This is a genomic window from Oleiagrimonas sp. C23AA (assembly GCF_011759385.1).
In the GTDB taxonomy this organism is placed as follows: Bacteria; Pseudomonadota; Gammaproteobacteria; order Xanthomonadales; family Rhodanobacteraceae; genus Oleiagrimonas.
Window position 1 is genome coordinate 339455 of sequence record NZ_JAARLY010000001.1, and the last position, 24607, is coordinate 364061.

At 64.8% G+C, this 24607-nt stretch carries 16 protein-coding genes and 1 tRNA gene; 6 read left to right on the top strand and 11 right to left on the bottom strand.

From position 1 onward, the window contains the following. Window positions 1-2280 carry a thiamine pyrophosphate-dependent enzyme gene (locus HBF24_RS01480; RefSeq protein ID WP_167167855.1) on the top strand — a complete coding sequence of 760 codons (2280 nt, stop codon included), beginning with the start codon at window positions 1-3 and terminating at the stop codon, window positions 2278-2280. Here the strand turns inward: HBF24_RS01480 and ubiM are convergent. Both ubiM and HBF24_RS01490 read right to left on the bottom strand, forming a co-directional pair. Then, window positions 2277-3530: a 5-demethoxyubiquinol-8 5-hydroxylase UbiM gene (ubiM, locus tag HBF24_RS01485; RefSeq protein WP_167167858.1), complete on the bottom strand. Its 1254-nt coding sequence runs from the start codon at window positions 3528-3530 to the stop codon at window positions 2277-2279. The two genes, HBF24_RS01480 and ubiM, sit on opposite strands and share 4 nt — an antisense overlap. Before the next feature lie 102 nt (window positions 3531-3632). Then, window positions 3633-5252, bottom strand: coding sequence for a methyl-accepting chemotaxis protein (locus HBF24_RS01490; protein WP_167167861.1), 1620 nt, complete (start codon window positions 5250-5252; stop codon window positions 3633-3635). A gap of 206 nt (window positions 5253-5458) precedes the next feature. Here HBF24_RS01490 and HBF24_RS01495 point away from each other — a divergent pair, with 206 nt between their 5' ends. After that, window positions 5459-6214, top strand: coding sequence for a Bax inhibitor-1/YccA family protein (locus HBF24_RS01495; protein ID WP_167167864.1), 756 nt, complete (start codon window positions 5459-5461; stop codon window positions 6212-6214). Between the two features lie 94 nt (window positions 6215-6308). On the opposite strand, the gene HBF24_RS01500 is transcribed toward HBF24_RS01495, so the two are convergent. The 8 genes from HBF24_RS01500 to HBF24_RS01535 all read right to left on the bottom strand — a co-directional run bounded on the left by HBF24_RS01500 (window position 6309) and on the right by HBF24_RS01535 (window position 17017). Beyond that, complete coding sequence (locus HBF24_RS01500) at window positions 6309-8168, bottom strand: diguanylate cyclase (protein WP_167167867.1); 1860 nt, start codon at window positions 8166-8168, stop codon at window positions 6309-6311. 339 nt (window positions 8169-8507) lie between these two features. Further along, window positions 8508-11201 carry a pitrilysin family protein gene (locus HBF24_RS01505; RefSeq protein WP_167167870.1) on the bottom strand — a complete coding sequence of 898 codons (2694 nt, stop codon included), beginning with the start codon at window positions 11199-11201 and terminating at the stop codon, window positions 8508-8510. 159 nt (window positions 11202-11360) lie between these two features. After that, on the bottom strand, window positions 11361-12392 hold the full coding sequence (gene murB / locus HBF24_RS01510) for a UDP-N-acetylmuramate dehydrogenase (RefSeq protein ID WP_167168738.1): 1032 nt from the start codon (window positions 12390-12392) through the stop codon (window positions 11361-11363). Window positions 12393-12429: 37 nt separating this feature from the next. Next, window positions 12430-13440 carry a quinone-dependent dihydroorotate dehydrogenase gene (locus HBF24_RS01515; RefSeq protein WP_167167873.1) on the bottom strand — a complete coding sequence of 337 codons (1011 nt, stop codon included), beginning with the start codon at window positions 13438-13440 and terminating at the stop codon, window positions 12430-12432. A gap of 128 nt (window positions 13441-13568) precedes the next feature. Then, window positions 13569-14348, bottom strand: a complete 780-nt coding sequence (locus tag HBF24_RS01520; protein ID WP_167167877.1) for a class I SAM-dependent methyltransferase — start codon at window positions 14346-14348, stop codon at window positions 13569-13571. A gap of 5 nt (window positions 14349-14353) precedes the next feature. Then, complete coding sequence (locus HBF24_RS01525) at window positions 14354-15124, bottom strand: SDR family NAD(P)-dependent oxidoreductase (protein ID WP_167167880.1); 771 nt, start codon at window positions 15122-15124, stop codon at window positions 14354-14356. A 159-nt stretch (window positions 15125-15283) separates the two neighbouring features. Further along, window positions 15284-16822, bottom strand: coding sequence for an aldehyde dehydrogenase family protein (locus HBF24_RS01530; protein WP_167167883.1), 1539 nt, complete (start codon window positions 16820-16822; stop codon window positions 15284-15286). 118 nt (window positions 16823-16940) lie between these two features. Further along, a tRNA-Arg gene (locus tag HBF24_RS01535) sits at window positions 16941-17017 on the bottom strand. A gap of 400 nt (window positions 17018-17417) precedes the next feature. Between HBF24_RS01535 and xylB the strand changes: the two genes are divergently transcribed. From xylB to HBF24_RS01550, 3 genes are all read left to right on the top strand, one after another. Continuing rightward, a complete protein-coding gene (xylB, locus tag HBF24_RS01540) occupies window positions 17418-18911 on the top strand; it encodes a xylulokinase (protein WP_167167886.1) in 1494 nt (497 codons plus the stop codon). Between the two features lie 35 nt (window positions 18912-18946). After that, window positions 18947-20287 (top strand): xylose isomerase, encoded by a 1341-nt coding sequence (xylA, locus tag HBF24_RS01545; protein ID WP_167167889.1) that lies wholly within the window; start codon window positions 18947-18949, stop codon window positions 20285-20287. A gap of 90 nt (window positions 20288-20377) precedes the next feature. After that, window positions 20378-21799 carry a sugar porter family MFS transporter gene (locus tag HBF24_RS01550; RefSeq protein ID WP_167167892.1) on the top strand — a complete coding sequence of 474 codons (1422 nt, stop codon included), beginning with the start codon at window positions 20378-20380 and terminating at the stop codon, window positions 21797-21799. 68 nt (window positions 21800-21867) lie between these two features. On the opposite strand, the gene HBF24_RS01555 is transcribed toward HBF24_RS01550, so the two are convergent. Continuing rightward, complete coding sequence (locus HBF24_RS01555; protein ID WP_167167895.1) at window positions 21868-22947, bottom strand: LacI family DNA-binding transcriptional regulator; 1080 nt, start codon at window positions 22945-22947, stop codon at window positions 21868-21870. Between the two features lie 389 nt (window positions 22948-23336). Between HBF24_RS01555 and manD the strand changes: the two genes are divergently transcribed. After that, entirely contained in the window at window positions 23337-24596 is a 1260-nt protein-coding gene (manD, locus tag HBF24_RS01560) for a D-mannonate dehydratase ManD (RefSeq protein WP_167167898.1), read from the top strand. Window positions 24597-24607: the final 11 nt, after the last annotated feature.

The window sequence follows — 24607 nt, forward strand, 5'->3', positions numbered from 1 at the left end:
ATGACCGCAAGCAAGCGACCCATCGCCGCCCGCCACAAGGGCTTCAACCGCGCCGACATCGTCGATACCAACTTCACCGAATTCGTGCGCCAGTGGCACGGCAAGGTGCGCCAGCGGTCATCTGAGGACGCCCCGGTGAGCGAAGACAGCGCGCTGGATGTGGCCGGTTTTCGCGAACTGTTCGAATCGCAGCTGATCAGTCGCCATCTGGACCTGATGGCACGCGTGCTGCGCGTCAAAAACAAGGTGTTCTACACCATCGGTTCGTCCGGCCACGAAGGCAACGCCATGGTCGCGCGCGCCACGCGGCATACCGACCCGGCCTTCCTGCATTATCGCTCCGGTGGCTTCATGGCCGAGCGCTTTCGCAAACTGCCGGGCACCGATGGCAAACCACGTGACCCGGTGATGGATTCGGCGCTGTCGTTCGCCGCCTCCAGCGAAGATCCCGCTTCCGGCGGGCGGCACAAGGTCTGGGGCAGCAAGCCGTTGTGGGTGTTGCCGCAGACTTCGACCATTGCCTCGCACCTGCCCAAGGCCTTTGGCACCGCGGTGGCGATCGGCCAGGCGCGACGCATCGGCCATACGCTGCCCATTCCGGACGATTCCATCGCTCTGTGCTCGTTTGGTGATGCCTCGTCCAACCACGCTACCGCGCAGAGCGCGTTCAACGCGGCGGCATGGAGCGCTTATCAGGGCCTGCCGGCGCCGGTGCTTTTCATCTGCGAGGACAACGGCATCGGCATTTCGGTGAAGACGCCGCGCGACTGGGTGGCGGCCAATTTCAGCCAGCGGTCGAACCTGGATTATTTCTACGCCGACGGTCTGGATCTGGCCGGTGGTTACGCTGACGTGCAGCGTGCGGTCGAGCACTGCCGGCGCACGCGCCGACCCACCTTCCTGCATCTGCGCACCACGCGTCTGATGGGCCACGCCGGTACCGATTTCGAGATCGAATGGCGCTCGATCGAGGAGCTGGTCGAGCTGGAGGCGTCCGATCCGCTGCTGCGTTCGGCCGATATCGCGCTTTCGGCAGGGCTCTACAGCCAGGATGAATTGCTGGCGCTGTACGAAGCCACCCGCCAGCGCTGTTTCGAGGCCGCCGAGGCCGCCGATACACGGCCCAAACTCGTTTCGCTGGAAGAGGTCATCAAGCCGCTGGCCCCGTATACCCCCGAGGCCGTAAAGGCCGAGGCCGAGCGCGCCGATTATGCCGACGAGCGCGAGCGCGTGTTCGGCGGCGCCGACAAGCTGCCCGAGCGCCAGCCGCCCCGGCATCTGGCCATCCAGATCAATCAGGCGCTGCACGATGTGATGGCCAAGTACCCCGAGTCGCTGCTGTTTGGCGAGGACGTGGCGCAGAAGGGCGGCGTATATACGGTGACCCGTGGCCTCAACAAGGCCTTCAAGGGCGCGCGCGTGTTCAATACGCTGCTCGATGAAACCACCATTCTTGGCCTGGCCCAGGGCTACGCCAACATGGGCATGCTGCCGATCCCCGAGATCCAGTATCTGGCCTATTTCCACAATGCCTGCGACCAGATTCGCGGCGAGGCAGCCAGCCTGCAGTTCTTCTCCAATGACCAGTACCGCAATCCGCTGGTCATGCGCGTGGCCAGCCTGGGTTACCAGAAGGGCTTTGGCGGGCATTTCCACAATGACAACTCGATTACCGCCTTGCGCGATATCCCAGGCCTGATCGTCGGTTGTCCGTCACGCGGTGACGATGCCGCTTCGATGCTGCGCACGCTGATGGCGTTGGCCAAGGTGGACGGTCGCGTGTGTGCGTTCCTGGAGCCGATCGCGCTGTACATGACCAAGGATCTTTACGAGGCCGGCGATGGCGCCTGGCAGTTTGATTATCCGGCGCCCGGCACCGCCATGCCCCCTGGCGAAGGCCGCATCTACGGCGAGGGTGACGATCTGGTCATCCTCACCTTCGGCAATGGCGTGCCGATGGGGCTGCGCGCGGCGCGGCGTATCGAAGCCGAGCACAGTTGGAAGGTGCGCGTGGTCGACCTGCGCTGGCTGGTGCCGCTCAATGAAGCGTTTGTCGTCGAGCAGGTGCGCTCGGCGCAGCGCGTGATCGTGCTCGACGAGGGTCGGCGCAGCGCCGGGGTTGGCGAGGGCATCATCACCGCGATGGCCGAAGGCGGCTTCGGCGCCACGCCACTGCGGCGCGTGGTCGGCGCCGATACCTTCACACCGCTGGCCGGCGCCGCACTGACCGTGTTGCCGGGCGAAGACGACGTGGTGCGGGCGGCCGGCGAGCTGGCCTAGTCGACCGCACGCCGCCGCGGCAGCAGGGCGCCAAGCCTCTCACGCCCCTTGCTGCCGACGCGGCCCAGCACGCCGCGCTCGCCGTCGTCGACCAGCAGATGCGCCAAGGCGCTTCGGAACGGTGTCACGCGTTGGCTGAGTCGCAGAAGGCCTTCGCGCATGGCGCGTGCCGGTGCGCGTTCGTCGGTATACAGGCCGACGATGCCGCGGGTCACCTGATACAGCGGCCAGGTGCCCAGGCGGTGACGATGCTGGTAGCGCGCCAGCAGCGTGGGGTCGGCCAGATCCGTGCCGCGTGCCAATGCCTGACGCAGGCTATCGCCAAGACGGCGCACGCTGGCCAGACCGAAATTGAAACCATGTGCGGTGACCGGATGCATGCCCACCGCGGCATCGCCCACCAGCGCCAGCCGTGGTGCGACAAATCGATGCGCGTAAGTGCCCACCAAAGGGTAGGCGTGACGGCTGCTTTGCAGCGTCATGGCGCCAAGCCGGTCGGCGAAGCGGCGGCGCATATCGGCGTTGAAATCAGCCTCGTCCATCTCCAGCAGCGCCTGCGCTTGCATGTCGGGCACGGTCAGCACGATGGAGGCGTGATGCTCGGCCAGCGGCAGCAGGGCCAATGTCTGGCCATGGTCGAACCATTCCCACGCCGTGTGCGCGTGTTCGCCTTCGTGCTGCATGCGGCACACCAGCATGGTCTTGCCGAAATCCTGCATATGCGCGCCGATGCCGCGGGCACGCCGGGTTTCGGAGAAGCGACTGTCGGCGGCGATGACCAGATCGGCGTGCACACGTTGGCTATGGCCCAGCTGCACCCAGCCGCGCTCGTGATCGGCACCGGTGCCAGTGACCTCGACGCCGTCGTGCAGGTGGATATCGGGGTGCGCCTGGGCGGCAGTCCAGGCGGCGCGGCGAATGGCCTGGTTGGGAACCAGGTGGCCCAGCTGCTGACGTCGTGCCATGTGCGCATCGACGAACAGTCCCTGCTCCCCAGCGCCGTTCATGATGCGCGCGCGCTGCAGTGGGGAGATGTCCTCGTCGTCGAAGTGCGCGGCCACGCCCAGCGTGCGCAGTTGCTGCATGGAGGCCTGGGTCAGGGCAATTTCGCGACCGTCGAAGGCCGGCTCGGCCAGCGCTTTGGCCGGCTGTCGCTCGATCAGTGCGACCGACAGCGACTGATCGGCCAGCGCGCGGGCCAGACAAAGGCCCACCGGGCCGGCGCCGATGATGGCGACGTCATGATGCATGGACAAACCCTCGAATGATCCTGAGAGGGCAAGTCTAGGCAGCATCGCGATGCGGCGGCCTGACCTGAGTCAAATGCCAGGCCAGGCCGCACGCGAGGACTTTCAAACGGTGGCCAGTTCGGTCCCGGTATAGGTGGCGCGCTGCGTCGCCGTAGTCCGTGCCACCGATGAGGGATCGGAGGCGTCGATCTTGAAGAAGGCGATCTGTTCGGCCAGAGCGTCGGCCTGCTCATGCATGGATCGCGCGGCGGCGGCCACCTGCTCGACCAGCGCGGCGTTTTGCTGAGTGACCTCGTCGATCTGCATCACGCCGCGATTGACCTGGTCGATGCCCGAGGTCTGCTCCTGATTGGCGGCCGAAATTTCGGCGACCAGGTCGGTCACCTTCTGCACGCTGGCGACGATGGTCTGCAGGGCCTGCGCCGAGCGGCCGACCAGCTCACTTCCGGACTCGACCCGCGCTGAGCTTTCGCCGATCAGGGTCTTGATGTCCTTGGCGGCCGAGGCGCTGCGCTGCGCCAGTTGGCGCACTTCCGAGGCGACCACGGCAAAGCCCCGGCCATGCTCGCCGGCACGGGCCGCCTCGACGGCGGCGTTGAGTGCCAGCAGGTTGGTCTGGAAGGCAATTTCGTCGATCATGCCGACAATGTCAGCAATACGGTGGCTGGACTGGCTGATGTCGGCCATTGCCGACATGGCCTGTTCGACTACCTGGCCGCCTTCTTCGGCATGCTCGCGTGCGCCACGGGCCATCTGGTCGGCTTGCGAGGCGTGGTTGGCATTGTGTCGCACGGATGCGGTGATCTCCTCCATGGAGGCGGCCGTCTCCTCCAGGCTTGAAGCCTGCTCCTGGGTACGTTGTGACAGGTCGTCGTTGCCGTTGGAGATCTGCTGCGCGGTGCTCGACACCTGCTGGCTGCTCTGCTGCACATTGGTGACGATGCCCTTCAGGCGCAGGCGCATGTCGTGCAGGGCTCGCAACAGGCTGCCCTCGATGTACTCGTGTTCGGCACCGCTGGCACGCAGGTCGCCACTGGCAATGCGCTCGGCGATGCTCACCGCATAACCGGGTTCACCGCCGATAGTGCGGCGAATCGAGCGAATGGTCAGCCAGACCACCAGCAACGCCAGTAGCACGACTAAGCCGGTTCGGGTCAGGTCATAGATCAGCTGGCGATGGAAGGCCTGATCGATGTCCTCGAAATAGGCGCCAGTGACAAAGTTCAAGTCCCAGGGCTTGTACAGCTGCGAATAGCTGATCTTGTCCTTGGCCTTGCCGGTCTTGGGTATGATCTGCGTGTAGCGGGTCAGGCCGTGGCCAGCGCTGCGGTCCCGGTCACGCATGATGCGGTAGTGATGCTTGCCATTGGCGTCAGTGTCCTGACTGATGTCCTTGCCCACGGCGGAGGGACGCAGTGGATGCAGACGCAGGACCAGATTGGAGTCGAAGGCGAAGATATAGCCCTTGCCGTGGTTCCAGCGCAGGTCACCAATCTCGCGAAGCGCTTCGCGCTCGGCGGTGGCCTGATCCATCTCGCCGGCTTCGGCACGCTTGCGGAAGGCATCGGCGACGGCCACGGCCGACTCGATATGGGACTGCAGCTTGCCTTCCAGTGACTTCATTTGCTGCGCACGCGATTCGAAGGCGCTGAGCACGGCCAACCCCAGCATGCCGATGGCGACGGTCAGCACCACCAGCCACAAACGTGCGTTCAGGGTCATTTGGAAGCGGGCTTTGTTCGTAGAAATACCCATTGATCTCATCCTCGCCAGGGCGGGTCTTGGTTGACGGCATGTATGCCACCCCTGGCTGGACTATCGGCCGTGCTGGATAAAACTTGACCAATTGATGAACCGATACAGACCTGATGGCGTCGCGGCGTTACCATGGTCGTGACAACTATTCGCACGGAAGAGAGAAAAGCCCCATGCGTTCGAGTAATCCGGCCTGGAAAAACAAGGCCTTCCAGAACGCGCACGCCTCCGGCGAGCGCATGAGTATCAATGGCACCATCGGCAAGACGGCACTGCTTCTGGTACTGGTCGTGATCAGTGGCGGCTGGACCTGGGCGCGCTTTTCCAGCGCCTTGGCCGTGGGCGGCGTACCAGCGGCCATGGATGCGGTCAGTGCGTACATGATCGGCGGCCTGATTGCCGGCTTCGTGCTGGCCCTCGTGACCGCTTTCGTGCCGCGCTGGGCGCATATCAGCGCGCCGGCCTATGCCTTGGCCGAAGGCCTGGCACTGGGCGGAATCTCGGCGATGCTGGAGCTGCGTTTTCCCAATATCGTGTTCCAGGCGGTGATGCTGACCGTGGGCGTGCTGGCGGCCATGCTGCTGGCCTATCGGTCGGGGTTGATCAAGGTGACCGACAAGTTCCGCATGGGCGTGGTCGCGGCTACCGGCGGCATTGCACTGGTCTACCTGCTTGATCTTGGCCTGCGCGCCTTCACCAGTATCGATATCCCGTTCATCAGCGGCAGTGGTGCCATGGGCATCGGTTTCAGCCTGCTGGTGGTAGGGCTGGCCGCGCTAAACCTGGTGCTGGACTTTGACATGATCGAGCGCGCCAGTGCTCAGGGCGCGCCCAAGCAGATGGAGTGGTATGGTGCCTTCGCGCTCATGGTGACGCTGGTCTGGCTGTACATGGAGCTGCTGCGCCTGATTGCCAAGTCACGTCGCTGAGCCGGCGTTCAAGCAGTGACCCGGGAAAAACGCGGTCCAGGGACCGCGTTTTTTGTGCGCAGGTACCTGCCTGAACAGCGCGCTCAGGCGGAACTCAAGCCTCGTTTTCGTCGCTGGCCGGCTGTCGGTTACCGGTACGCCCCGCCTGAGCGGTGCGTGTGGGCAGCGAGGTCAGCGTCGCGCGCAGGTCACGATTCGGGGCCGAGCCGGGTAGGTCGTCATCGGGGCCGGTCAGGCGCGGGCCATCCAGCACCTTGCCGCGCAGCTCCAGCTCGCTGACCACGCGATTACGGCCATCGGCCTTGGCGGTGTACATGGCTGTGTCGGCCCGGTGCACCAGCGTATCGATGGTGTCGTCCTCTCGCGCCTGGGCCACACCGATGCTGATGGTGAGCAGCAGCTTGGTGTCGCGTTCGGCATCAATGGGAATTTCCAGGCGGTGGACGCGGCGGCGCAGCCGTATCGCGATATGCGTTGCGTTGACGCGATCGGCACCGTCCAGCAGTACCACGAATTCTTCGCCACCATAGCGGCCGAGCAGGTCGGTCGGACGCAGCTCCACGCGCAGTGCCTCGGCCACGGCGATCAGGGCCTTGTCGCCGGCGCCATGACCACGGCGATCATTGAGGGTCTTGAAGTGGTCAAGGTCCAGGAACAGCAGCGATTGTGGGCGCATGGGCACCTGCTTCAGGCGTTGCTGCACGGCCAGAATCCAGGCTCGCCGATTGAGCACACCGGTCAACGGGTCCTTGTCGGCCAGTGCCCGAGCCCGGTCGCGGTCGTGGCGCAGGGTCAGTGCGCGGTCGGCAAGGCCGGCGGAAAGAATCAGGGCCTCGATGGCGCCAGCGGGTATACCGGCATCGTTCAGCCATACCAGCGACGGCATCGCGCCACCGGCCTGCGCGCTGGCCATGGCGGTCAGCACCAGCAGCGGCGTCCAGCCGGCGAGAAAGTACCAGGCCGAGCGCGAGCCGCGAATCCCGGTGAACAGCGATACCAGGAGCATCAGCAGCGAACCGATGATCAACAGGGGGTTGAGCAGCGCTTGGGCAATGCCGTCGACACCGGGCAGGCCGCTGGCGCGAGCCAGGGCAACCACCACGGTGTAGATGGCCAGTGCCAGGATGAGGACGTACGCCAGCCGCGAGTGTTCGCGGACCTGGCAGAATCCCAGCATGAACATGCACGAGCAGGCCATGGCAATGGCCAGCGCAACGTTGCCGATGGTCAGCGGCAAGTCGGCCAGGCTCGCCAGGCCAAGCGGATGGTAAAGAAAGCCGGTCTGCACTGCCTGAAGCACGCAGTAGGCCACGATGTATCCGGCATACCAGGCGAAGGCGCTATCGCGCAGCATCAGTGAAAAGCATAACCCCATGAAGGCCATGGCCAGCATGCCACCGAAGCATAGACTGGCCAGGGTCAGCCAGCGTTGGTTGTGCAGTGCAAAGTTGGCGTTGGAATCCAGCGAGAAACTGACCGGCGTGGGCAGCGCCGCACCGCCGCCCAACTTCAGCAATATGGGTTCATTGCCCAGCCGGTCGGCCGGGAGTCGAAACACGACCCTGTCAAAACCATGTTCGGGAGCGCTGAAATTGTTCAGTGCATTGGTGTACGCGGCGCTGCCGTCATGCGGATACAGGGTCACCGGCGCGAACGGCATCGAGCGGATCGAGAGTGTCTGGCGGCTTTCGGTCCATGGCGGAGGCTGTTGCAGCACCACCCATACCCCTTTGGGGGAATCGACAAAGGACTGCATCTGTTCGGGCGAAAATGGTTGCAGGCGCCCAGCACTCAGGTCGGTCAGTACCTTCGAGGGTGTGTCACCGAGAGTGACGGGGCGCCAGTGGCCGATCATGCCCGTGGCGTCGGCGGCGAAGGCGAGCATCGGCGCGAACAGTACCCAGCACCACAGGGCGGCGCACCACAGACGCTGCTTTATGCGTTGCCCTGCCATGTGTATGCGCCAAGAGGTCACGTGGCCATTTGACTGTGGCCGGTGCCGTGTCCTGACACGTCCCCCCTGAGTATTTGATCGATGCAGCCCGATTGTGCCGTGAATTGCAGATGCCTGTCGCCTTTTCTGTGACGGCATGCACAACATAAAACTGTAGGGTCGGACTGCCATTACGTGTCGAATGGTCTTTGGATTCGCCCGGTCGAGGGAGAATATCCGGCCTCAAGATGTCATGCGGTTTGCCAACCTGGCGTGAAGTGCATGTGGGCAAGGCGCGTGCTCGGGGTTCACGCCTGCGTGAAGGCGGCCGGCATGCGGCGTGCCGGCCGTGAGATTTTGTCAGTGCTTGGCGGGTGCCGGCCCCTGAACCACCTGCACCAGGTGATCAGGCTTCAGGTAAGTGGAGAAGGCCTGCTGCACCTGCCGGTCGCTGAGGTTCAGATAGTGGCGCGCGGCCACCATTGGCTGGTCCAGCGGCTCGCCATTGATGTTCCATTGGGTCAACGAGCGGGCAATGCGGTCGACGCTGGCCACCTGCAGCGGAATCGAGCGGATTTCGAACTGGCGCGCGTTGGTCAGTTCGTCGGCCTTCACCGGCTGGGTGCGCATGTCGCCCAGATCCTGCCGTACCAGCGCATCAACCTTGGCGACCTTGCCCGGGTCGCTGCCATAGTAGACGTAGAACATGCTGCGCGAGCGGCCGAAATTGAGGCCGGAGCTGGCGCCATAGGCATAGCCGTGGCGCACGCGCACATCGACCATCAGTCGCGAGGCAAAGCCGTTGCCTCCAAGCACGTCGTTGCCCAGTTCCAGTGCATAGCGCTGCGGGTCGTGCAGGTTCAGATCCACTGTCTGCGCCATCAGCACGGTGTCCTGCGAGGCGTAGGGGTTGGCTACCACCTGGTAATGGGCCGGATTGAGCGGCACCTTCGGACTGATGACGTCCGGCTTGGGGCCTTGGGCGTGCCAGGCGCCGAAGTACTTCTGCACGACCTGTTTGGCCTGCGCTGGGGTGATGTCACCGACCACGGTGATGGTGGTCATGTCCGGACGGTAAGTGTCGGCGAAATACTTTCGGGCATTGGCCAGGGTGAGTTTGCTCACCTTGGCGGGTGTGGCCTGGCGCAGATCCGGATCGCCCGCCGGATACAGGCCTTTCATCAGCGCGCGGTTCATCTTGTAGCGCGGCGATTGCATCTGCCCGGCCAGCTCGCGCGCGATGGAGTGCTGCTTGATGGTGAACGCCGATGCCGGCAGGGCCGGGTGCAACTCGTTGTCGGCCAGCAGCTGCATGCCGCGGTCAAAATGCTGCACCGGCACCGCCAGCGAGAAGCTGGGACCGGCCGACTCGCGGGCAGCGATGGCATCCAGCGCCTTGTGGAAGGCATCGCGATCTAAGTGGGTGGTGCCGTAGTCGAACAGCGAGGACAGCACGCGGCTGACACCTTTTTGTCCCTTGGGCGCCTGCAGGTTTTCGTTCTGATCGATCTGGCCATAGACGGTGACGGTCTTGCTGACATGCTCGGGCTGCACGATCAGGGTGATGCCGTTGGCCAGCTTCATGGTGGTCGGGTCGAGCGTCCAGTGCGGCATCTTCAGCTGCTTGAGCGCGTGCTCGGCCCAACTGGGCAGCGGTACATCCAGCTTGTCGTTGCTGGCGAACGACTCGCTGCCGCCAAAGCCGGCGCTCTGCGGCGGGCGCTTGCCATTGGGGTTGGGCGTCAGCACCACGGTGACGCGGGCGTCCGGGGTCAGATACTGGCGTGCCACGCGGTCGACGTCGGCCACGGTGACCTTGCGGATCTGCGCATCGGCCGCGGCGGGCGAATCCAGCCCTTGCCAGGCCAGTGCCTGCGACCAGGCGCTGGCCAGATCCACGGAGCTGTTCTTGTTGAACTCGGACTGGGCCAGCTCCGCGCGCTTGGCGGCGGCGACCAGATCAGCCGGTACACCGTGCTGGCGGATGCGCTCGATGACCTGATTCATGGCCTGGCGGGCATCGCCGGCGTCGCCGTCCTTGGGTACGCCGACCTCGACCACGCCGATGGCGCCGCGGCTGAAGTTCTGCGCCCAGGTGTCGGCGCTGAGCACCTTGCCGTCGGCCGCCAGCTTCGACAGGCCGCTGCGCGGGTTGCCCAGGGCGTCCATCAGGACCTGGGCCGCGGCGGCATCGGTCGCCTTGAGGCCAGGCAGGCGGTACATGAATTGCACCGCGCCGGTGGCGTCGGGAGTGGTCTTGGTGATGGTGGTGGACTTAACCTTGGCAAGCTTCACCGGCGTGCGCTTGGGTGTGGGGCGCTCGGGAATATCCCCGAACAGCTGCTTGACCTTTTGCAAGGTGCTGGCCGGGTCGACATCGCCCACGATCACGAAAATGGCGTTGTTCGGGGCGTACCAGTGCCGGTAGAAGCCGGTCAGGATCTTCGAGTCGGTCTTGTCGAACGATGGACGCGAGCCCAGCGCATCCTCGGCATATCCGGTGCCGGCGTAAAGCGTGCGCTCGGCCTGCTGGAAGGCCAGGTAACCGGGGTCGGAAATATCGCGCGAGACTTCCTGCTCGATGGCGCCTTTTTCCAGGTTCCAATCCTTGTTGGTCAGCTTGGCACCTTCCATGCGTGCCGCTTCGATATGCAGCAGCACATCGGTGTAGGCGGCCGGCGCCACAAAGTAGTACTGCGTGGCATCCATGGTGGTGAAGGCATTGTTCTCGCCGCCCATCTTGCCGGTCATTTCGTTGAGCTGGGCGCCGGTCATGCCTTTGGAATCGCGGAACATCATGTGTTCCAGCGCGTGTGCCGTGCCGGGAAAGCCTCTGGGCGTCTCGAAGCCGCCGGCCAGGTAGGTGATCTGCGTGGTCACCATGGGCGCCAGCGTGTCGCGCACAATCACTACGCGCAGGCCGTTGTTCAGCGTGGCGCGCAGGACATGATTCCGGGTCTTAACCGGCGCCTTGGCGGCCGCAGCGGGAGCGGTCGTGGCCAGCAGGCCCGACAGGGCCATGGCCAGAGCCAGTGGCTTGAAGCAATTGCGCATGATGAAAATCCCCATGGGTGGCTGGTGCTCAAGTGCACAGACCGCCGCGCGGAGATCGATCAGCGTGTGGTCGGCGCATCCTTCGCCTGGAGTGTCCATGCTAGGCGCGCTTTGCGGGCGCGCCTAGTCAACCAATGGCATAGGGCTGAGGACAGCCGTTCAGCTCGTGTGGCCCAGTACTCGCGGCTCCGGCTCCAGCGTCACGCCGAAGCGTTCGCCGACGCTGCGCTGCACCTTTTGCGCGAAGGCCCAAAGCTCGGCGCCGCTGGCGATGCCATGATTAACCAGCACCAGCGCGTGGCGGTTGGAGATGCCGGCATCGCCGTCGCGTGCCCCTTTCAGACCGCAGGCGTCGATCAGCCATCCGGCCGAGAGCTTGGCGAGGGTGTCGCTGGCCGGCCACACCGGCATCTGCGGATGCTCGGTTTGCAGCGCCTGGGCCTGCGCCTTGGGCACCCACGGATTCTTGAAAAAGCTGCCGGCATTGCCGATCACCGCCGGATCCGGCAACTTGCGCGTGCGCAGGCTGACCACGGCTTCAGCGATGTGAATCGGTGCGGGCTTGGCAATGCCCATTTTTTTGAGCTCATCGCCGATGCCGGCGTAGCTCAAGTTCGGCGCACGATCGCGAGGCAGGCCGAAGGTCACCGCGGTGACAATGAAACGATCCGGCTGACGCTTGAACAGCGAATCGCGGTAGCCGAACGCGCAGTCGGCCGTGGACAGCTCGACAAAGGCGCCGGCCTGCGTGTCCCAAGCCTCGACCATGTCGACAAATTCCGCCACTTCCACGCCGTAGGCGCCAATATTCTGGATCGGTGCGGCGCCGACCGTGCCGGGAATCATGATCAGGTTTTCCAGGCCCGGGTAGCCTCGAGCGAGGCTCCAGCGCACAAAATCGTCCCAGCGCTCGCCGGCCGCCACACGCAGGCGCGGACGCTCGGCATCTTCGAACATCTCCACGCCCTGGGTGGCCATGGCCAGTACCGTGGCATCGACATCACCGGCGAACAGCACATTGCTGCCTTCGCCCAGCACCAGAATGTCGCCAGCGGCCACAGCCGGCTGGGCCAGCAGGCCGGGCAGGGCGGTGGGGTCGCGGATCTCGGCCAGCAGCCGCGCGCGTGCATCCACACGCAGCGTGTTGCGGCCCTTGAGTGGCGCGTTGTCGGTGAGCAGATAGCCGCCCATGTCTACCGGAGGCTGGGTCATGTCAGGCCTGGAAAGTTCAGGCGCCGCGCCAGGCGCGTACGCAGTCGTCGATAAGGGACGGACCGGCATAGACCAGTCCGGAATAAAGTTGTACCAGCGAGGCACCGGCCTGGCGCTTGGCCAGCGCATCGCGGCCGCTCATGATGCCGCCGACGCCGACCAGCGGCACGCTGCCTTCCAGGCGCTGCGCCATGCCGGCCAGCACCTCGGTGGCGCGCTGGGTCAGCGGCGCGCCGGAAAGACCGCCGGCTTCGTTGCCGTGCACATGGTCGCGCACGATCTGGCGATCGAGCGTGGTGTTGGTGCAGATCAGCCCGTCCACGCGCAGGTCGACCAGGGTTTGCGCCATCGCGTCCATGCCGGCTTCGTCGACATCCGGCGCCATCTTCAGCAGCATCGGGCGGCGTCCATGCAGCGCGCCCAGGCGCTCCTGTTCCTCGCGCAAGCGGCCCAGCAGGCGCTTGAGTGCGTCGCCCTGCTGCAGGTCACGCAGCCCCTGCGTGTTCGGCGAGGAGATGTTGACGGTGACATAGCTGGCCGCGGCGTAGACGCGCTCCAGGCAGTACTGATAGTCGTCGACCGCGTGCTCGTTGGGCGTGGTCTTGTTCTTGCCGATATTGATGCCGAGCACGCCGCCAAAACGCGCGCGCCCGACGTTGTGCACCAGTGCATCGACGCCGTCGTTGTTGAAGCCGAAGCGGTTGATGATGGCGCGGTGCTCGGGCAGCCGGAACAGGCGCGGTCGCGGATTGCCCGGCTGCGGGCGGGGCGTGACCGTGCCCACTTCCAGGAAGCCAAAACCCAGCGCGGCCAGCGCGTCGACATGCGCACCGTTCTTGTCCAGGCCAGCCGCCAGGCCCACCGGGTTGGGAAACGACAGCCCGAATGCCTGGACCGGCGCGGCGGCCACCTTCTGTCGGCCCAGGCCCATGCGGTGCCCGGTTTCCAGCAGGTCCAGCGTCATTTCGTGCGCGTGTTCGGGGTCCAGCGCAAACAGCAGCGGGCGCAGCAGCGCGTATGTGTTCATGCAGATGCTCAATCGGGCCCGGTACGCGTGTGGCGTCGCCTGACGGTCAGTGACCGACGCACCGGGAAACATGGCTCAACAACCGCACATGATCCCATGTTTGTCGGCGGCTTGTCTTTGCGTGGCGCTTAAGGCGTGCCGACAAAAATACGTGTGTCGTAGACCATGGCCACGCGATCGCGCTCGGCGCAGGCGTCGAACAGCTCGCGCAAGGCGGCCATCATCGGTGCATGGTCGTGGTGATCGGGCGGCGGCGCGTAAGGGGACGATCGCAGGCGCCCTGCCAGGGCGTCAAAAACCATCGATTGCACGTACTCAAAGCGCGTGCGCGCGATCAGGCCCTGGCCAAACCAGGCTTGCATGGCCTCGTCGCTGGCGTAGCGTTCGGCCACGGCGGCGTAGTCGGTGCCAAAGCGTTGCAGCAGCGCCTCGTAGCCGTCCAGAAAGGGCGTGCCGCTCAGGCGTCGGCTGTTCCAGAACACCGCGGCCACGCCGCCGGGTTTGAGGATGCGTCGCCATTCGCGACGCACCGCCTGCTGGTCGAACCAGTGAAAGGCCTGTGCCGCGGTGACCACGTCCACGCTGGCGTCGGCCAGGCCGGTGGCTTCGGCCTGACCAGCGACGCTGCGATAGCCGGGACGTGCCTCCAGCCAGGCATCGGCGGCCTCGCGCATGGCCGCGTTGGGTTCCACGGCGGTCACTTCGTGCCCGGCCGAAAGAAACATTTCCGTGGAAATGCCGGTGCCGGCGCCGATGTCGGCAATCAGCGCGTCTGGTGCCACGCCGGCATCGCGATGCAGCCAGTGCGGCAGCCGTGCCGGATAGGACGGGCGATAACGCACGTAGTCCTCGACCCGGCGCGAGAAGCGCTCGGTTTCCTTCAACGCAAGCGGCTTGGCGTCAGTCATGGCGATCAGCCGTTGAGCATCTGGCCGCCGTCGACCACCAGCGTGTGTCCAGTGATCCAGCCAGCCAGCGGCGAGGCCAGGAACAGCGCCGGTCCGGCAATTTCCTCTGGCTCGCCAAAGCGACCAAACGGGATGTTGGCCAGCGTGCGATCGTGCACCTCGGGCGCGTTTTGTTCGCGCTCTTCCCACAGTCCGCCCGGAAACTTGATCGAGCCCGGCGCAATGGCGTTGACGCGGATGCCATCGCTGGCCAGGGCCAGCGCCTGCGAGCTGGTGTACGAGGTCATGGCTGCCTTCACCGCGGCGTACGGCGCGCCACCGCCACGCGGGCGCAAGGCGGCAATCGAGACGATGTTAAGGATGCTGGCGTGCGCCGAGGCTTTCAGCCAGGGCAGGGCATGACGCGAGGCGCGCACCGGCGCCAGTACGTCCACCGACAGCCCACGCTGCCAGCTGTCCTCGTCGTCACTGAAGCCAAAGCCGCTGCCGTTGTTGACCAGCACGTCGATGCCACCCAGGGCATCGGCGGCATGTTCGATATAACGTGCCACGCTGTCGGCGTTGGCCAGGTCGCAGCGCGCCACATGCACCTTGGCGCCGGTCTCGGCCAGTTCCTTGCCGGTCGCCTCCAGCGCTTCGGTGCCGCGGGCGCAGATCGATACCGCAGCGCCGGCCTGGGCAAAGGCCAGGGCCATGGCGCGGCCGATGCCCTTGCTGCCGCCGGCAATCACGACGCGGTAATCGGAAAAATCAAAGGTGGGGAAGGTGGTGCTCATCGTAGCCTGCTGCTCCAACCGGGGGACGCCCAAGCATACCCGGCACGGGCTGACTGTTCGCCAAGACGCCACATCGTTTCCGACCAAGGTCGCAAGAAAAAGGGCGGGCCCGGAAACCGGACCCGCCCTTGAAGGCGTCTTCAAATGGATGCAAGCGCCTTAGATGTCGAACTTGATGCCCTGGGCCAGCGGCAGCGCATCGGACCAGTTGATGGTGTTGGTCTGACGACGCATGTAGGCCTTCCAGGCGTCCGAGCCTGACTCGCGGCCGCCGCCGGTTTCCTTCTCGCCACCGAAGGCGCCGCCGATCTCGGCGCCGGAGGTGCCGATGTTGACGTTGGCGATGCCGCAGTCGGAACCTGTGGCCGACAGGAACTGCTCGGCGTGGCGCATGTTCAGCGTGAAGATGGCCGAGCTCAGGCCCTGCGGCACGTCGTTCTGCATGGCCAGGGCTTCGTCCAGGGTCTTGTACGGCAACACGTACAGGATCGGCGCGAAGGTCTCGGTCTGCACCACTTCATCGCTGTTTTTGAGGCCAGTGATGATGGTCGGCAGCACGAAGTGCTCGCTGCCCTTGCCCTCGGCCTTGGCGCCACCCGTGGCGACCTTGCCGCCGGCGGCCTTGGCCTTCTCGATCATCGCCAGGTACTTGTCCACCGAGGCCGGGTCGATCAAAGGGCCCATCAGCGTACCGGCATCGGTAGCCGCGCCGATCTTGGTCTCGACCTGCTTGTAGGCCTTGACCAGCTTCTCGGTCACTTCTTCGGCAATCGACTCGTGCACGATCAGGCGGCGCGTGCTGGTGCAGCGCTGGCCGGCGGTACCGACGGCACCAAAGGCAATGGCCGGAATGGCCAGCTTCAGGTCGGCGGTCTCGTCCACGATCATGGCGTTGTTGCCGCCCAGCTCCAGCAGCGAGCGACCCATGCGCTCGGCCACGCGCACGCCGACCTTGCGGCCCACGGCGGTGGAGCCGGTGAAGCTCATCAGCGCCACGCGCTTGTCATCGACGAACTGCTGCGCCAGCTCGGTGCCGGCATCGTTGAACAGATAGAAGATCTCCGGGAAACCGGCGTCCTTCAACGCCTCGTTGCAGATCTTCATCGTCGCGATGGCGGTCAGCGGCGTCTTCGGCGACGGCTTCCAGATGCAGATGTCACCGCAGGCGGCGGCCAGCATGGCGTTCCAGGCCCACACCGCGACCGGGAAGTTGAAGGCCGAGATGATGCCGACCAGGCCCAGCGGCTGGTACTGCTCGTACATGCGGTGACCCGGACGTTCCGAGTGCATGGTGTAGCCGTACAGCATGCGGCTCTGGCCCACGGCGAAGTCGGCGATATCGATCATCTCCTGCACTTCACCGTCGCCCTCGGGCTTGATCTTGCCGTTCTCCAGGCTGACCAGGGTGCCCAGCTCATCCTTGTACTTGCGCAGCGCTTCGCCGCACAGGCGCACCGCTTCACCGCGCTGCGGCGCCGGCGTCGTGCGCCAGGTCTGGAAGGCCTTCTGCGCGCGCTCGATGATGATGTCGTAGTCAGCCTGGCTGGAGGCGTGCACCTTGGCAATGACCTTGCCGGTCGAGGGGTTGGTCACCTCGATGGTGCCGGCGTCGGTGGTCTTGGACCACTCGCCATTGCCCAGATAAGTACCGGAATTGACGTCGGAAAGGCCCAGTGCCTTGAGAACCTCGTGGGACATGGAATCTCCTGCTTCACAACGTTGGGCGTGGCGCACCACGCGAAACGATCAAGTCTAACAGAGCTGTCCGAAACCGCCCGTCGCAGTGCACAAAAGTGGTGCAAACGAAGGTGGGAGATGGCGACCCCGGCAGGATTCGAACCTGCGACCTTCCCCTTAGGAGGGGGACGCTCTATCCAGCTGAGCTACGGAGCCGCGAGCGACCGATTCTAGCAAATCGGATAACTCGCGTGGCTTCGATTCGCCCCTTGGCGTCTCGGTCGGTTTGCGTGCCCTGCAACATGGTCGAACCGGGACGTGAGCGCGAGAAGCACCCGTGGCGTTGCCCGCGCTGACGGCCGCTCCGTCATTCCGCGCTGCAGCATGGCTTTTTCGCAGATGCTGGTAGAGTAGGGGTAACCAAATACCGTGCGCCGTGACGTTGAACGCGGGGCACGCCATGAGCAAGGTGCAGAATTTCCTGGATGTTCGCGCCTTTTTTCATAGACAAATTTGTTAGCGCTAACATCATGCTGATCGGTCATGAAATGCCCAGTTGCATTGGCCACACGGAGAGCGTTGATGAACATGTATGCAAAAGCAGGAGGAGGGGCGCATGAGCCTGGTCGCGGGCATTGATCTGGGAACGCAGGGCCTGAAGGTGGTCATCTATGATCCGGACCACCGGCGCATGGTGGCCAGCGCCTCGGCACCGCTGACGCTGATGAGCGCCGAGGGCGGCGTGCGTGAGCAGCGCGCTGACGACTGGGTGCAGGCCTTGCGCCGCTGTTTTGCCGAGATCGACGCGGCGCTCAAGGCGCAGGTGACGGCATTGGCCGTGTCTGGTCAGCAACACGGCTTCGTGCCGCTGGATGCCGAGGGCGAGGTGCTGGCGCCCGTGAAGCTTTGGTGTGACACCAGCACCAGCGATGAGTGCGAGCAGATCATGCAGGCCGTTGGCGGTGTCGATCGCTGCATCGAGCTGGCCGGCAACCCCATCATGCCGGGCTATACGGCATCCAAGCTGCCGTGGACAAGGACACATCGCCCCGAGGTGTATGCCGAGCTGGCGCACATCCTGCTGCCGCACGATTACCTCAACTTCTTCCTTACCGGCGAATATTTCTGCGAGTACGGCGATGCCTCCGGCACCGGCTGGCTGGATGTGCGCACGCGTCAGTGGTCCGATGCCTTGCTGCAGGCTACCGACCCCGATCGCGACCTCAAGGCTTGCCTGCCGCCGATTGTCGAGCTGGGCCGCACTTTTGCCGTGCGCGCCGACGTGGCTGGCGAGCTCGGGTTGGGCGCGCAGGCCGTGGTCGCCGTCGGCGGTGGCGACAACATGATGGCGGCGATCGGTACCGGCGCGGTGGTGCCGGGGCGCCTGGCGATGAGCCTGGGGACCTCGGGCACGCTGTTTGCCTATGCCGATACGCCAGTGGTGGACGAAGATGGCGCCTGGGCGGCGTTCTGTTCCTCGTCCGGTGGCTGGCTGCCGCTGATCTGCACCATGAACTGCACGGTGGCCACCGAAACGGTGGCCGACATGTTCGGTTTTTCCAGCCGCGATGGTGATGCGCGCATCACCGCCAGCAAGCCTGGCGCCGGCGGCCTGACCATGCTGCCGTTCTTCAGTGGCGAACGCGTGCCCAATCTACCGCGCGGCAAGGCCTCGCTGAGCGGCATGGATCTGACCAACGCCAGCCAGGCCAATGTCTATCGCGCGGCGATGGAAGGCGCCACTTACAGCATCCGCTATGGCTACGACGCTTTCGTCCGCGCCGGCATGACCTTCGACAGCATCGTGCTGACCGGCGGCGGCGCCAACAGCGCGGCCTGGCGGCAGATGGTGGCCGACATCTTCAACCTGCCAGTGGAGGTGCCGGAGCTGGCCGAAGGTGGCGCCTTCGGTGCCGCACTGCAGGCGTTGTGGTCGTACCGGCGCGGGCAGGGCGATGACATCTCGCTACCGGATCTGGTCGCCGAGCATGTACGCCTGGATACCAGCCGCACCGCCCACCCCGACAGCGCACGCGTGCAGGCCTACCGCGCGCCGTACCAGCGTTTTCTCGATCAACTTGACGTCGTGCGTCCTCTGTACACGGCATGACGCATTCCCATGAAGCACGCAACAAGGAGCTGCAGATGAGCACGCAAGCCTTCATTGGCGCCCGGGAATTTTTCCCCGGCATTGGCACCATCCCGTTTGAAGGACGCGAGTCGGACAACCCGCTGGCGTTCAAGGTCTACGATGCCGACAAGCGCATCGGTGGCAAAACCATGGCCGAGCATCTGCGCTTTGCGGTTTGCTACTGGCACAGCTTCTGTAATGCCGGCCACGATCCGTTCGGCCCCGGCACGCGCCACTATCCGTGGGATCAGGTCGGCGCGCCGATGGCCAACGCCGAGGCCAAGATCGACGCCGCGTTCGAGTTCTTCACCAAGCTGGGTGTGCCGTACTACTGCTTCCACGACGTGGACATGGCGCCGGACGCCGACGATGTGGGCCAGTTCGAGCGCAACCTCAAACACATGGTGGGCCTGGCCAAGGAGCGCCAGCAGGCCACCGGCATGAAGCTGCTGTGGGGTACGGCCAACCTGTTCAGCCATCCGCGCTACATGAATGGCGCGGCCACCAATCCGGACTTCAACGTCGTCGCGCGCGCCGCGGTGCAGGTCAAGGCAATGATCGAGGCCACGGTGGAGCTGGGCGGCGAGAACTATGTGTTCTGGGGCGGGCGTGAAGGTTATGCCTCGCTGTACAACACCGACATGAAGCGCGAGCTGGCGCACATGGGTCGCTTCCTGACCATGGCGCGCGATTACGGCCGCAGCATCGGTTTCGAGGGTTCATTCCTGATCGAGCCCAAGCCGATGGAGCCGATGAAGCATCAGTACGATTTCGATGCGGCCACCTCGGCGGCGTTCCTGCGCGAGCACGGGCTGGACAAGGACTTCAAGCTCAACATCGAGGGCAATCACGCCACGCTGGCCGGGCACACCTTCGAGCACGACCTGCAGGTGGCGGCCGACGCCGGTCTGCTGGGCAGCATCGACGCCAACATGGGCAATCCGCAGAACGGCTGGGATACCGACCAGTTCCCGGTGAATCTGTACGACACCGTGGGCGCCATGCTGGTGCTGCTGCGCAACGGTGGCCTGGGCGCGGGTGGCCTCAACTTCGACGCCAAGGTGCGTCGCGAGTCGACCGATCCGGCGGACCTGTTCCTTGCCCACATCGGCGGCATGGATGCATTCGCGCGTGGTCTTGAGGTGGCCCATGCGCTGATCGAAAGCTCGCCGCTAGAGGGTTGGCGTGGCGAGCGTTATGCCAGCTTCGACCAGGGCAACGGTCAGCGCTTCGAGAACGGCGAGCTGTCGCTGGCTGACCTGCGCGATCACGCCGAGGCCGCCGGCGAGCCCAAGCAGACCAGCGGCCGTCAGGAAGCCTACGAGAACCTGATCAACCGTTACCTGGTCCGCTGATGACCACTGGGGCCGCGGTGTCACAGGGGCGCCGCGGCCCGTGTCGCACAACAATCACAACGACACGGTTGCACATACAAGGGAGGGGATATGGACGTTGCAAACGCGACGCACCATAGCGAGGAGAACACGGCATTCATCGTGCTGATCAGCCTGGTGGCCACCATTGGCGGCTTCCTGTTCGGCTTTGACAGCGGCGTGATCAACGGCACCGTCGACGGCCTGCAGCAGGCCTTTCATTCCAACTCGGTGGGCACCGGCTTCAATGTCGCCTCGATGCTGCTCGGCTGCGCGGTCGGCGCGTTCTTCGCCGGGCGCCTGGCCGACTACTACGGCCGTCGCAGCGTGCTGATCGTGGCCGCGGCCTGCTTCATCATCTCGGCGTGGGGATCGGGCATTTCCACCTCGTCGGCCGAGTTTGTGGTCTATCGCATCATCGGCGGCCTGGCGGTGGGCGCGGCCAGCGTGATGTCGCCGGCCTATATCAGTGAAGTATCGCTGGCGCGCTATCGCGGCCGGCTGGCCAGCGTGCAGCAGATCGCGATCATCTTCGGGCTGTTCGCCGCTTTCCTGAGCAATTATCTGCTGGCGCGTTTTGCCGGCGCCTCGACGCAGCCGCTGTGGCTGGGTTACGACGCCTGGCGCTGGATGTTCTGGATGGAGCTGGTGCCGGCGATACCGTTCCTGGTGGCGTTGATGTTCATTCCGGAAAGCCCGCGCTACCTGGTGGCCAAGGGCCACGAGTCGGTGGCGCTGGCGGTGCTCAAGCGGCTTTATGGTCCACGCAGCGGGCAAGCCAAATTCGATGAGATCCGCGCTTCGCTCGCCTCCGACCAGCATCGACCGCGCTTTTCCGATCTGATCGATCGCCAGCGCCGGCGCGTGCGCCCGATCGTCTGGGTCGGAATCGGCCTTGCCGCATTCCAGCAATTGGTCGGTATCAATGTGGTGTTCTACTACGGTGCCGTGCTGTGGCAGGCGGTGGGCTTTTCCGAGGCCGATGCGCTGCTGATCAATGTCTTTTCCGGCGCGCTGAGCATCGCCGCCTGTATCGGCGCCATGCTGATGATCGATCGGGTCGGTCGCAAGCCGCTGCTATGGGGCGGCTCGGTGGGCATGGCGATCACGCTGGCGCTGGTGGCCTATGCGTTTTCCACCGCCCACACCGGCACGCATGGACAGGTCGCGCTGAGCGGCGGCATCGGCGTGCTGGCGCTGGTGGCGGCCAATGCCTACGTGGTGTGCTTCAACATGTCCTGGGGCCCGGTGATGTGGGTGATGCTGGGCGAGATGTTCCCCAACCAGATCCGCGGCTCGGCACTGGCCGCCGCCGGTGCGGTGCAGTGGATAGCCAACTTCCTGATCACCATCACCTTCCCGATTCTTCTGGCCGGTCTGGGCCTGGCCGCAGCCTACGGCCTGTACACACTGGCCGCGCTGCTGTCGGTGGTGTTCGTGCTCAAGTTCGTGCACGAGACCAAGGGCAAGGAACTGGAGCACATGGACGGCTGATGCGCACCGGTGCGGCCCTCATCGCAGCCATGGGCGACCGTCACGCAGAGCGTGTCGGTCGCTGCCGCTCAGTCGTCGGCCGAGCGCTTGCCGGCGGCGCGCGGCTTGGCCACCGAGTCGCGCTTGACCAGCGTGTGGCCCACCACATGATCGACCACCGTGCGCACTTCGTTGTCCTTGCGGCCGATATTGCGCATCAGGATGTCGATGGCCGATTCGGCCATCGAGGCGATCGGCTGATGCACAGTGGTCAGTTCCGGCCAGACGGTGGTCGCGGCCGAGGTGTCATCAAAGCCCACCACCGACAGATCACCCGGCACATCCAGCCCCTGGCGGTGGGCGACCGAGACCACCGCCGCGGCCATGTCGTCGTTGGCGGCGAAGATCGCGCTGGGCGGACGCTTGCGCGCCAGCAGCTTCTCCGCCGCTTCCAGACCGGAGCGATAGGTGAAGTAGCCCTGTTGTACCAGCGTCTTGTCCAGCTTCAGGCCGGCTTCGTCCAGTGCGGCCTGAAAGCCCTCGAAGCGGCGTGCGCTGGCGCTGAGGTTGGGGTGGCCCTTGATGTGGCCGATGCGGGTGTGTCCCTGCGCGATAAGCTGCTCGGTGATCTCCTTACCGGCGCGGAAGTCGTCAATGCGTACCCGCGAGATCGCCTCGCTGCTCCAGCCCGAGGCGATCGACACCACCGGAATGCCGGCGTTGACCAGCTCGGTGACCACGGTCTTGGATTCGCACAGCGGCGGCGGCAGGATCACGCCGGCCACGCTCTTGGCCAGCGTCCGCGCGGAGCTTCGCTTGCCTTCGGCGCTCAAGTCGTCCCAGGCCTCGATGACCAACTGCACGGCCGTTTGCGCGGTGCCGCGAAGGGCGCCAACCAGCAATTCGCGCAGGTAGGCGGCACTGGGGTTGGTGTAGATCAGCGCGATGCGGGCGGTCTTGGCCGCCGCCAGCGAGCTGGCCGCCAGGTTGGGCGTATAGCCAAGCTTTTCCACCGCCTGCATGACCCGTTCGCGCGTGGTGTCGCGCACGTTGCCGTTGCCGTTGATGACCCGAGAGACCGTCATCGGCGACACATTGGCCAGCGTCGCGACTTCATCGATGGTGGTGGCACGCCCCTTGCGACGTCCCGATTTCTTAGCCGTTGCCACAGGCGTCCCTTGTCTAAGTCCGGCAGTGCAGGCGATCAGCCCCGGCCCCAACCGGGTACGCGATGGCTATCGCTGTTATCGATACGCACATCATTGTCGCAGGATCGCCGCTTCATGACCTTCAGGCTACGCATGGTAGCGTTAACGGAAAGTTCGCACGAGCCTGTGCAAGGTTTTGACCGTGCACGTGAATGCGCTCTCGGTGGACGCGGATGGCTCAATGCCGGCACGGCCGTGCAAAACCTGCAGCCCTCGCATGCTGCGCAGCAGCCGCCGGCTGAAGACCTGCCGCGTTTCTTCAATCGCTTTCTCCACCCCGGCGCCCGCTTTCGTTCCTCCCGCTTGGCGCCGGGGCTTTGTCTTTTCTCCATCAGCAGAGCACGTGTCCGATGAAAGAGGCTTCTTCCCCCAGAACCGACGCGCAGGGTTCGGCGCGCGACCGTGAGATCGTCGACGCCAAGGTAATTGTCACCTGTCCCGGGCGCAATTTCGTCACGTTGAAAATCACCACGCGATCGGGCATCACCGGCCTTGGCGACGCCACACTCAACGGCCGTGAGCTGGCCGTGGCATCGTATCTCCAGGATCACCTGGTGCCGAATTTGATCGGTCGCGATGCGGGGCGAATCGAGGATATCTGGCAGTTTTTCTACCGCGGCGCGTACTGGCGCCGCGGGCCGGTGACCATGACCGCCATCGCCGCCGTGGACGTGGCGCTGTGGGACATCCTGGGCAAGATGGCCGGCATGCCGATTTACCAGTTGCTGGGCGGACGTTCGCGCGAAGGTGCGCTGGTCTACGCGCATGCCAATGGCCGTGACATCAGCGAGGCCTGCGACGAGGTCGGCGCGTACATCGAAAAGGGCTTCCTGGCGGTGCGTGCGCAGTGCGGCGTACCGGGTGTGAAGAAGGCCTATGGCGTCTCCACCGCGGGCAAGCCGTACGAGCCGGCCGAGACCGAACTGCCGCTGGAAACGGCGTGGAATACACCACGCTATATGGAAACAGCGCCCAAGCTGTTCGAGCGCATTCGCGCCGAACATGGCAACGAGGTGCACCTGCTGCACGATGGGCATCACCGCATGACGCCCATCGAGGCCGCGCGCCTGGCCAAGGATCTGGAGCCCTATCGCCTGTTCTGGCTGGAAGATGCGACGCCGGCGGAAAACCAGAAGTCGTTCGAGCTGATTCGCCAGCATTCGACCACGCCGCTGGCCGTGGGCGAGGTGTTCAATGCCATCTGGGATTGCAAGTACCTGATCGAGAATCAGCTGATCGACTACATCCGCACCACCATCGTGCACGGCGGCGGCATCACCCATCTGCGCCGGCTTGCCGATTTTGCCGCCCTGCATTCGGTGCGCACCGGCTTTCATGGTGCGACGGACCTGTCGCCGGTCACCATGGGCGCGGCGCTGCACTTTGACACTTGGGTGCCCAATTTCGGTATCCAGGAATACATGTTCCACACCGACCCCATCAACGACGTGTTTCCGCACGACTACCATTTCCAGGACGGTCGCCTGCATGTCGGTGACACGCCGGGCCATGGTGTCCAGATCGATGAAAAGCTGGCCGCCAAATATCCGTACTCGCCCAAGCAGCTGCCCGTGGCGCGGCTGGAAGACGGCAGCATGTGGGACTGGTAAGACACGCGCAG

What these genes read in the sequence shown, in the direction of transcription:
- xylB (WP_167167886.1), top strand. Translation starts at nt 17,418, where the DNA reads ATGAGCCTGGTCGCGGGCATTGATCTGGGAACGCAGGGCCTGAAGGTG.
- HBF24_RS01480 (WP_167167855.1), top strand. Translation starts at nt 1, where the DNA reads ATGACCGCAAGCAAGCGACCCATCGCCGCCCGCCACAAGGGCTTCAAC.
- HBF24_RS01505 (WP_167167870.1), bottom strand. Translation starts at nt 11,201, where the DNA reads ATGCGCAATTGCTTCAAGCCACTGGCTCTGGCCATGGCCCTGTCGGGC.
- HBF24_RS01515 (WP_167167873.1), bottom strand. Translation starts at nt 13,440, where the DNA reads ATGAACACATACGCGCTGCTGCGCCCGCTGCTGTTTGCGCTGGACCCC.
- manD (WP_167167898.1), top strand. Translation starts at nt 23,337, where the DNA reads ATGAAAGAGGCTTCTTCCCCCAGAACCGACGCGCAGGGTTCGGCGCGC.
- HBF24_RS01520 (WP_167167877.1), bottom strand. Translation starts at nt 14,348, where the DNA reads ATGACTGACGCCAAGCCGCTTGCGTTGAAGGAAACCGAGCGCTTCTCG.
- HBF24_RS01500 (WP_167167867.1), bottom strand. Translation starts at nt 8,168, where the DNA reads ATGGCAGGGCAACGCATAAAGCAGCGTCTGTGGTGCGCCGCCCTGTGG.
- xylA (WP_167167889.1), top strand. Translation starts at nt 18,947, where the DNA reads ATGAGCACGCAAGCCTTCATTGGCGCCCGGGAATTTTTCCCCGGCATT.
- HBF24_RS01490 (WP_167167861.1), bottom strand. Translation starts at nt 5,252, where the DNA reads ATGACCCTGAACGCACGTTTGTGGCTGGTGGTGCTGACCGTCGCCATC.
- HBF24_RS01525 (WP_167167880.1), bottom strand. Translation starts at nt 15,124, where the DNA reads ATGAGCACCACCTTCCCCACCTTTGATTTTTCCGATTACCGCGTCGTG.
- HBF24_RS01495 (WP_167167864.1), top strand. Translation starts at nt 5,459, where the DNA reads ATGCGTTCGAGTAATCCGGCCTGGAAAAACAAGGCCTTCCAGAACGCG.
- murB (WP_167168738.1), bottom strand. Translation starts at nt 12,392, where the DNA reads ATGGGCGGCTATCTGCTCACCGACAACGCGCCACTCAAGGGCCGCAAC.
- HBF24_RS01530 (WP_167167883.1), bottom strand. Translation starts at nt 16,822, where the DNA reads ATGTCCCACGAGGTTCTCAAGGCACTGGGCCTTTCCGACGTCAATTCC.
- ubiM (WP_167167858.1), bottom strand. Translation starts at nt 3,530, where the DNA reads ATGCATCATGACGTCGCCATCATCGGCGCCGGCCCGGTGGGCCTTTGT.
- HBF24_RS01550 (WP_167167892.1), top strand. Translation starts at nt 20,378, where the DNA reads ATGGACGTTGCAAACGCGACGCACCATAGCGAGGAGAACACGGCATTC.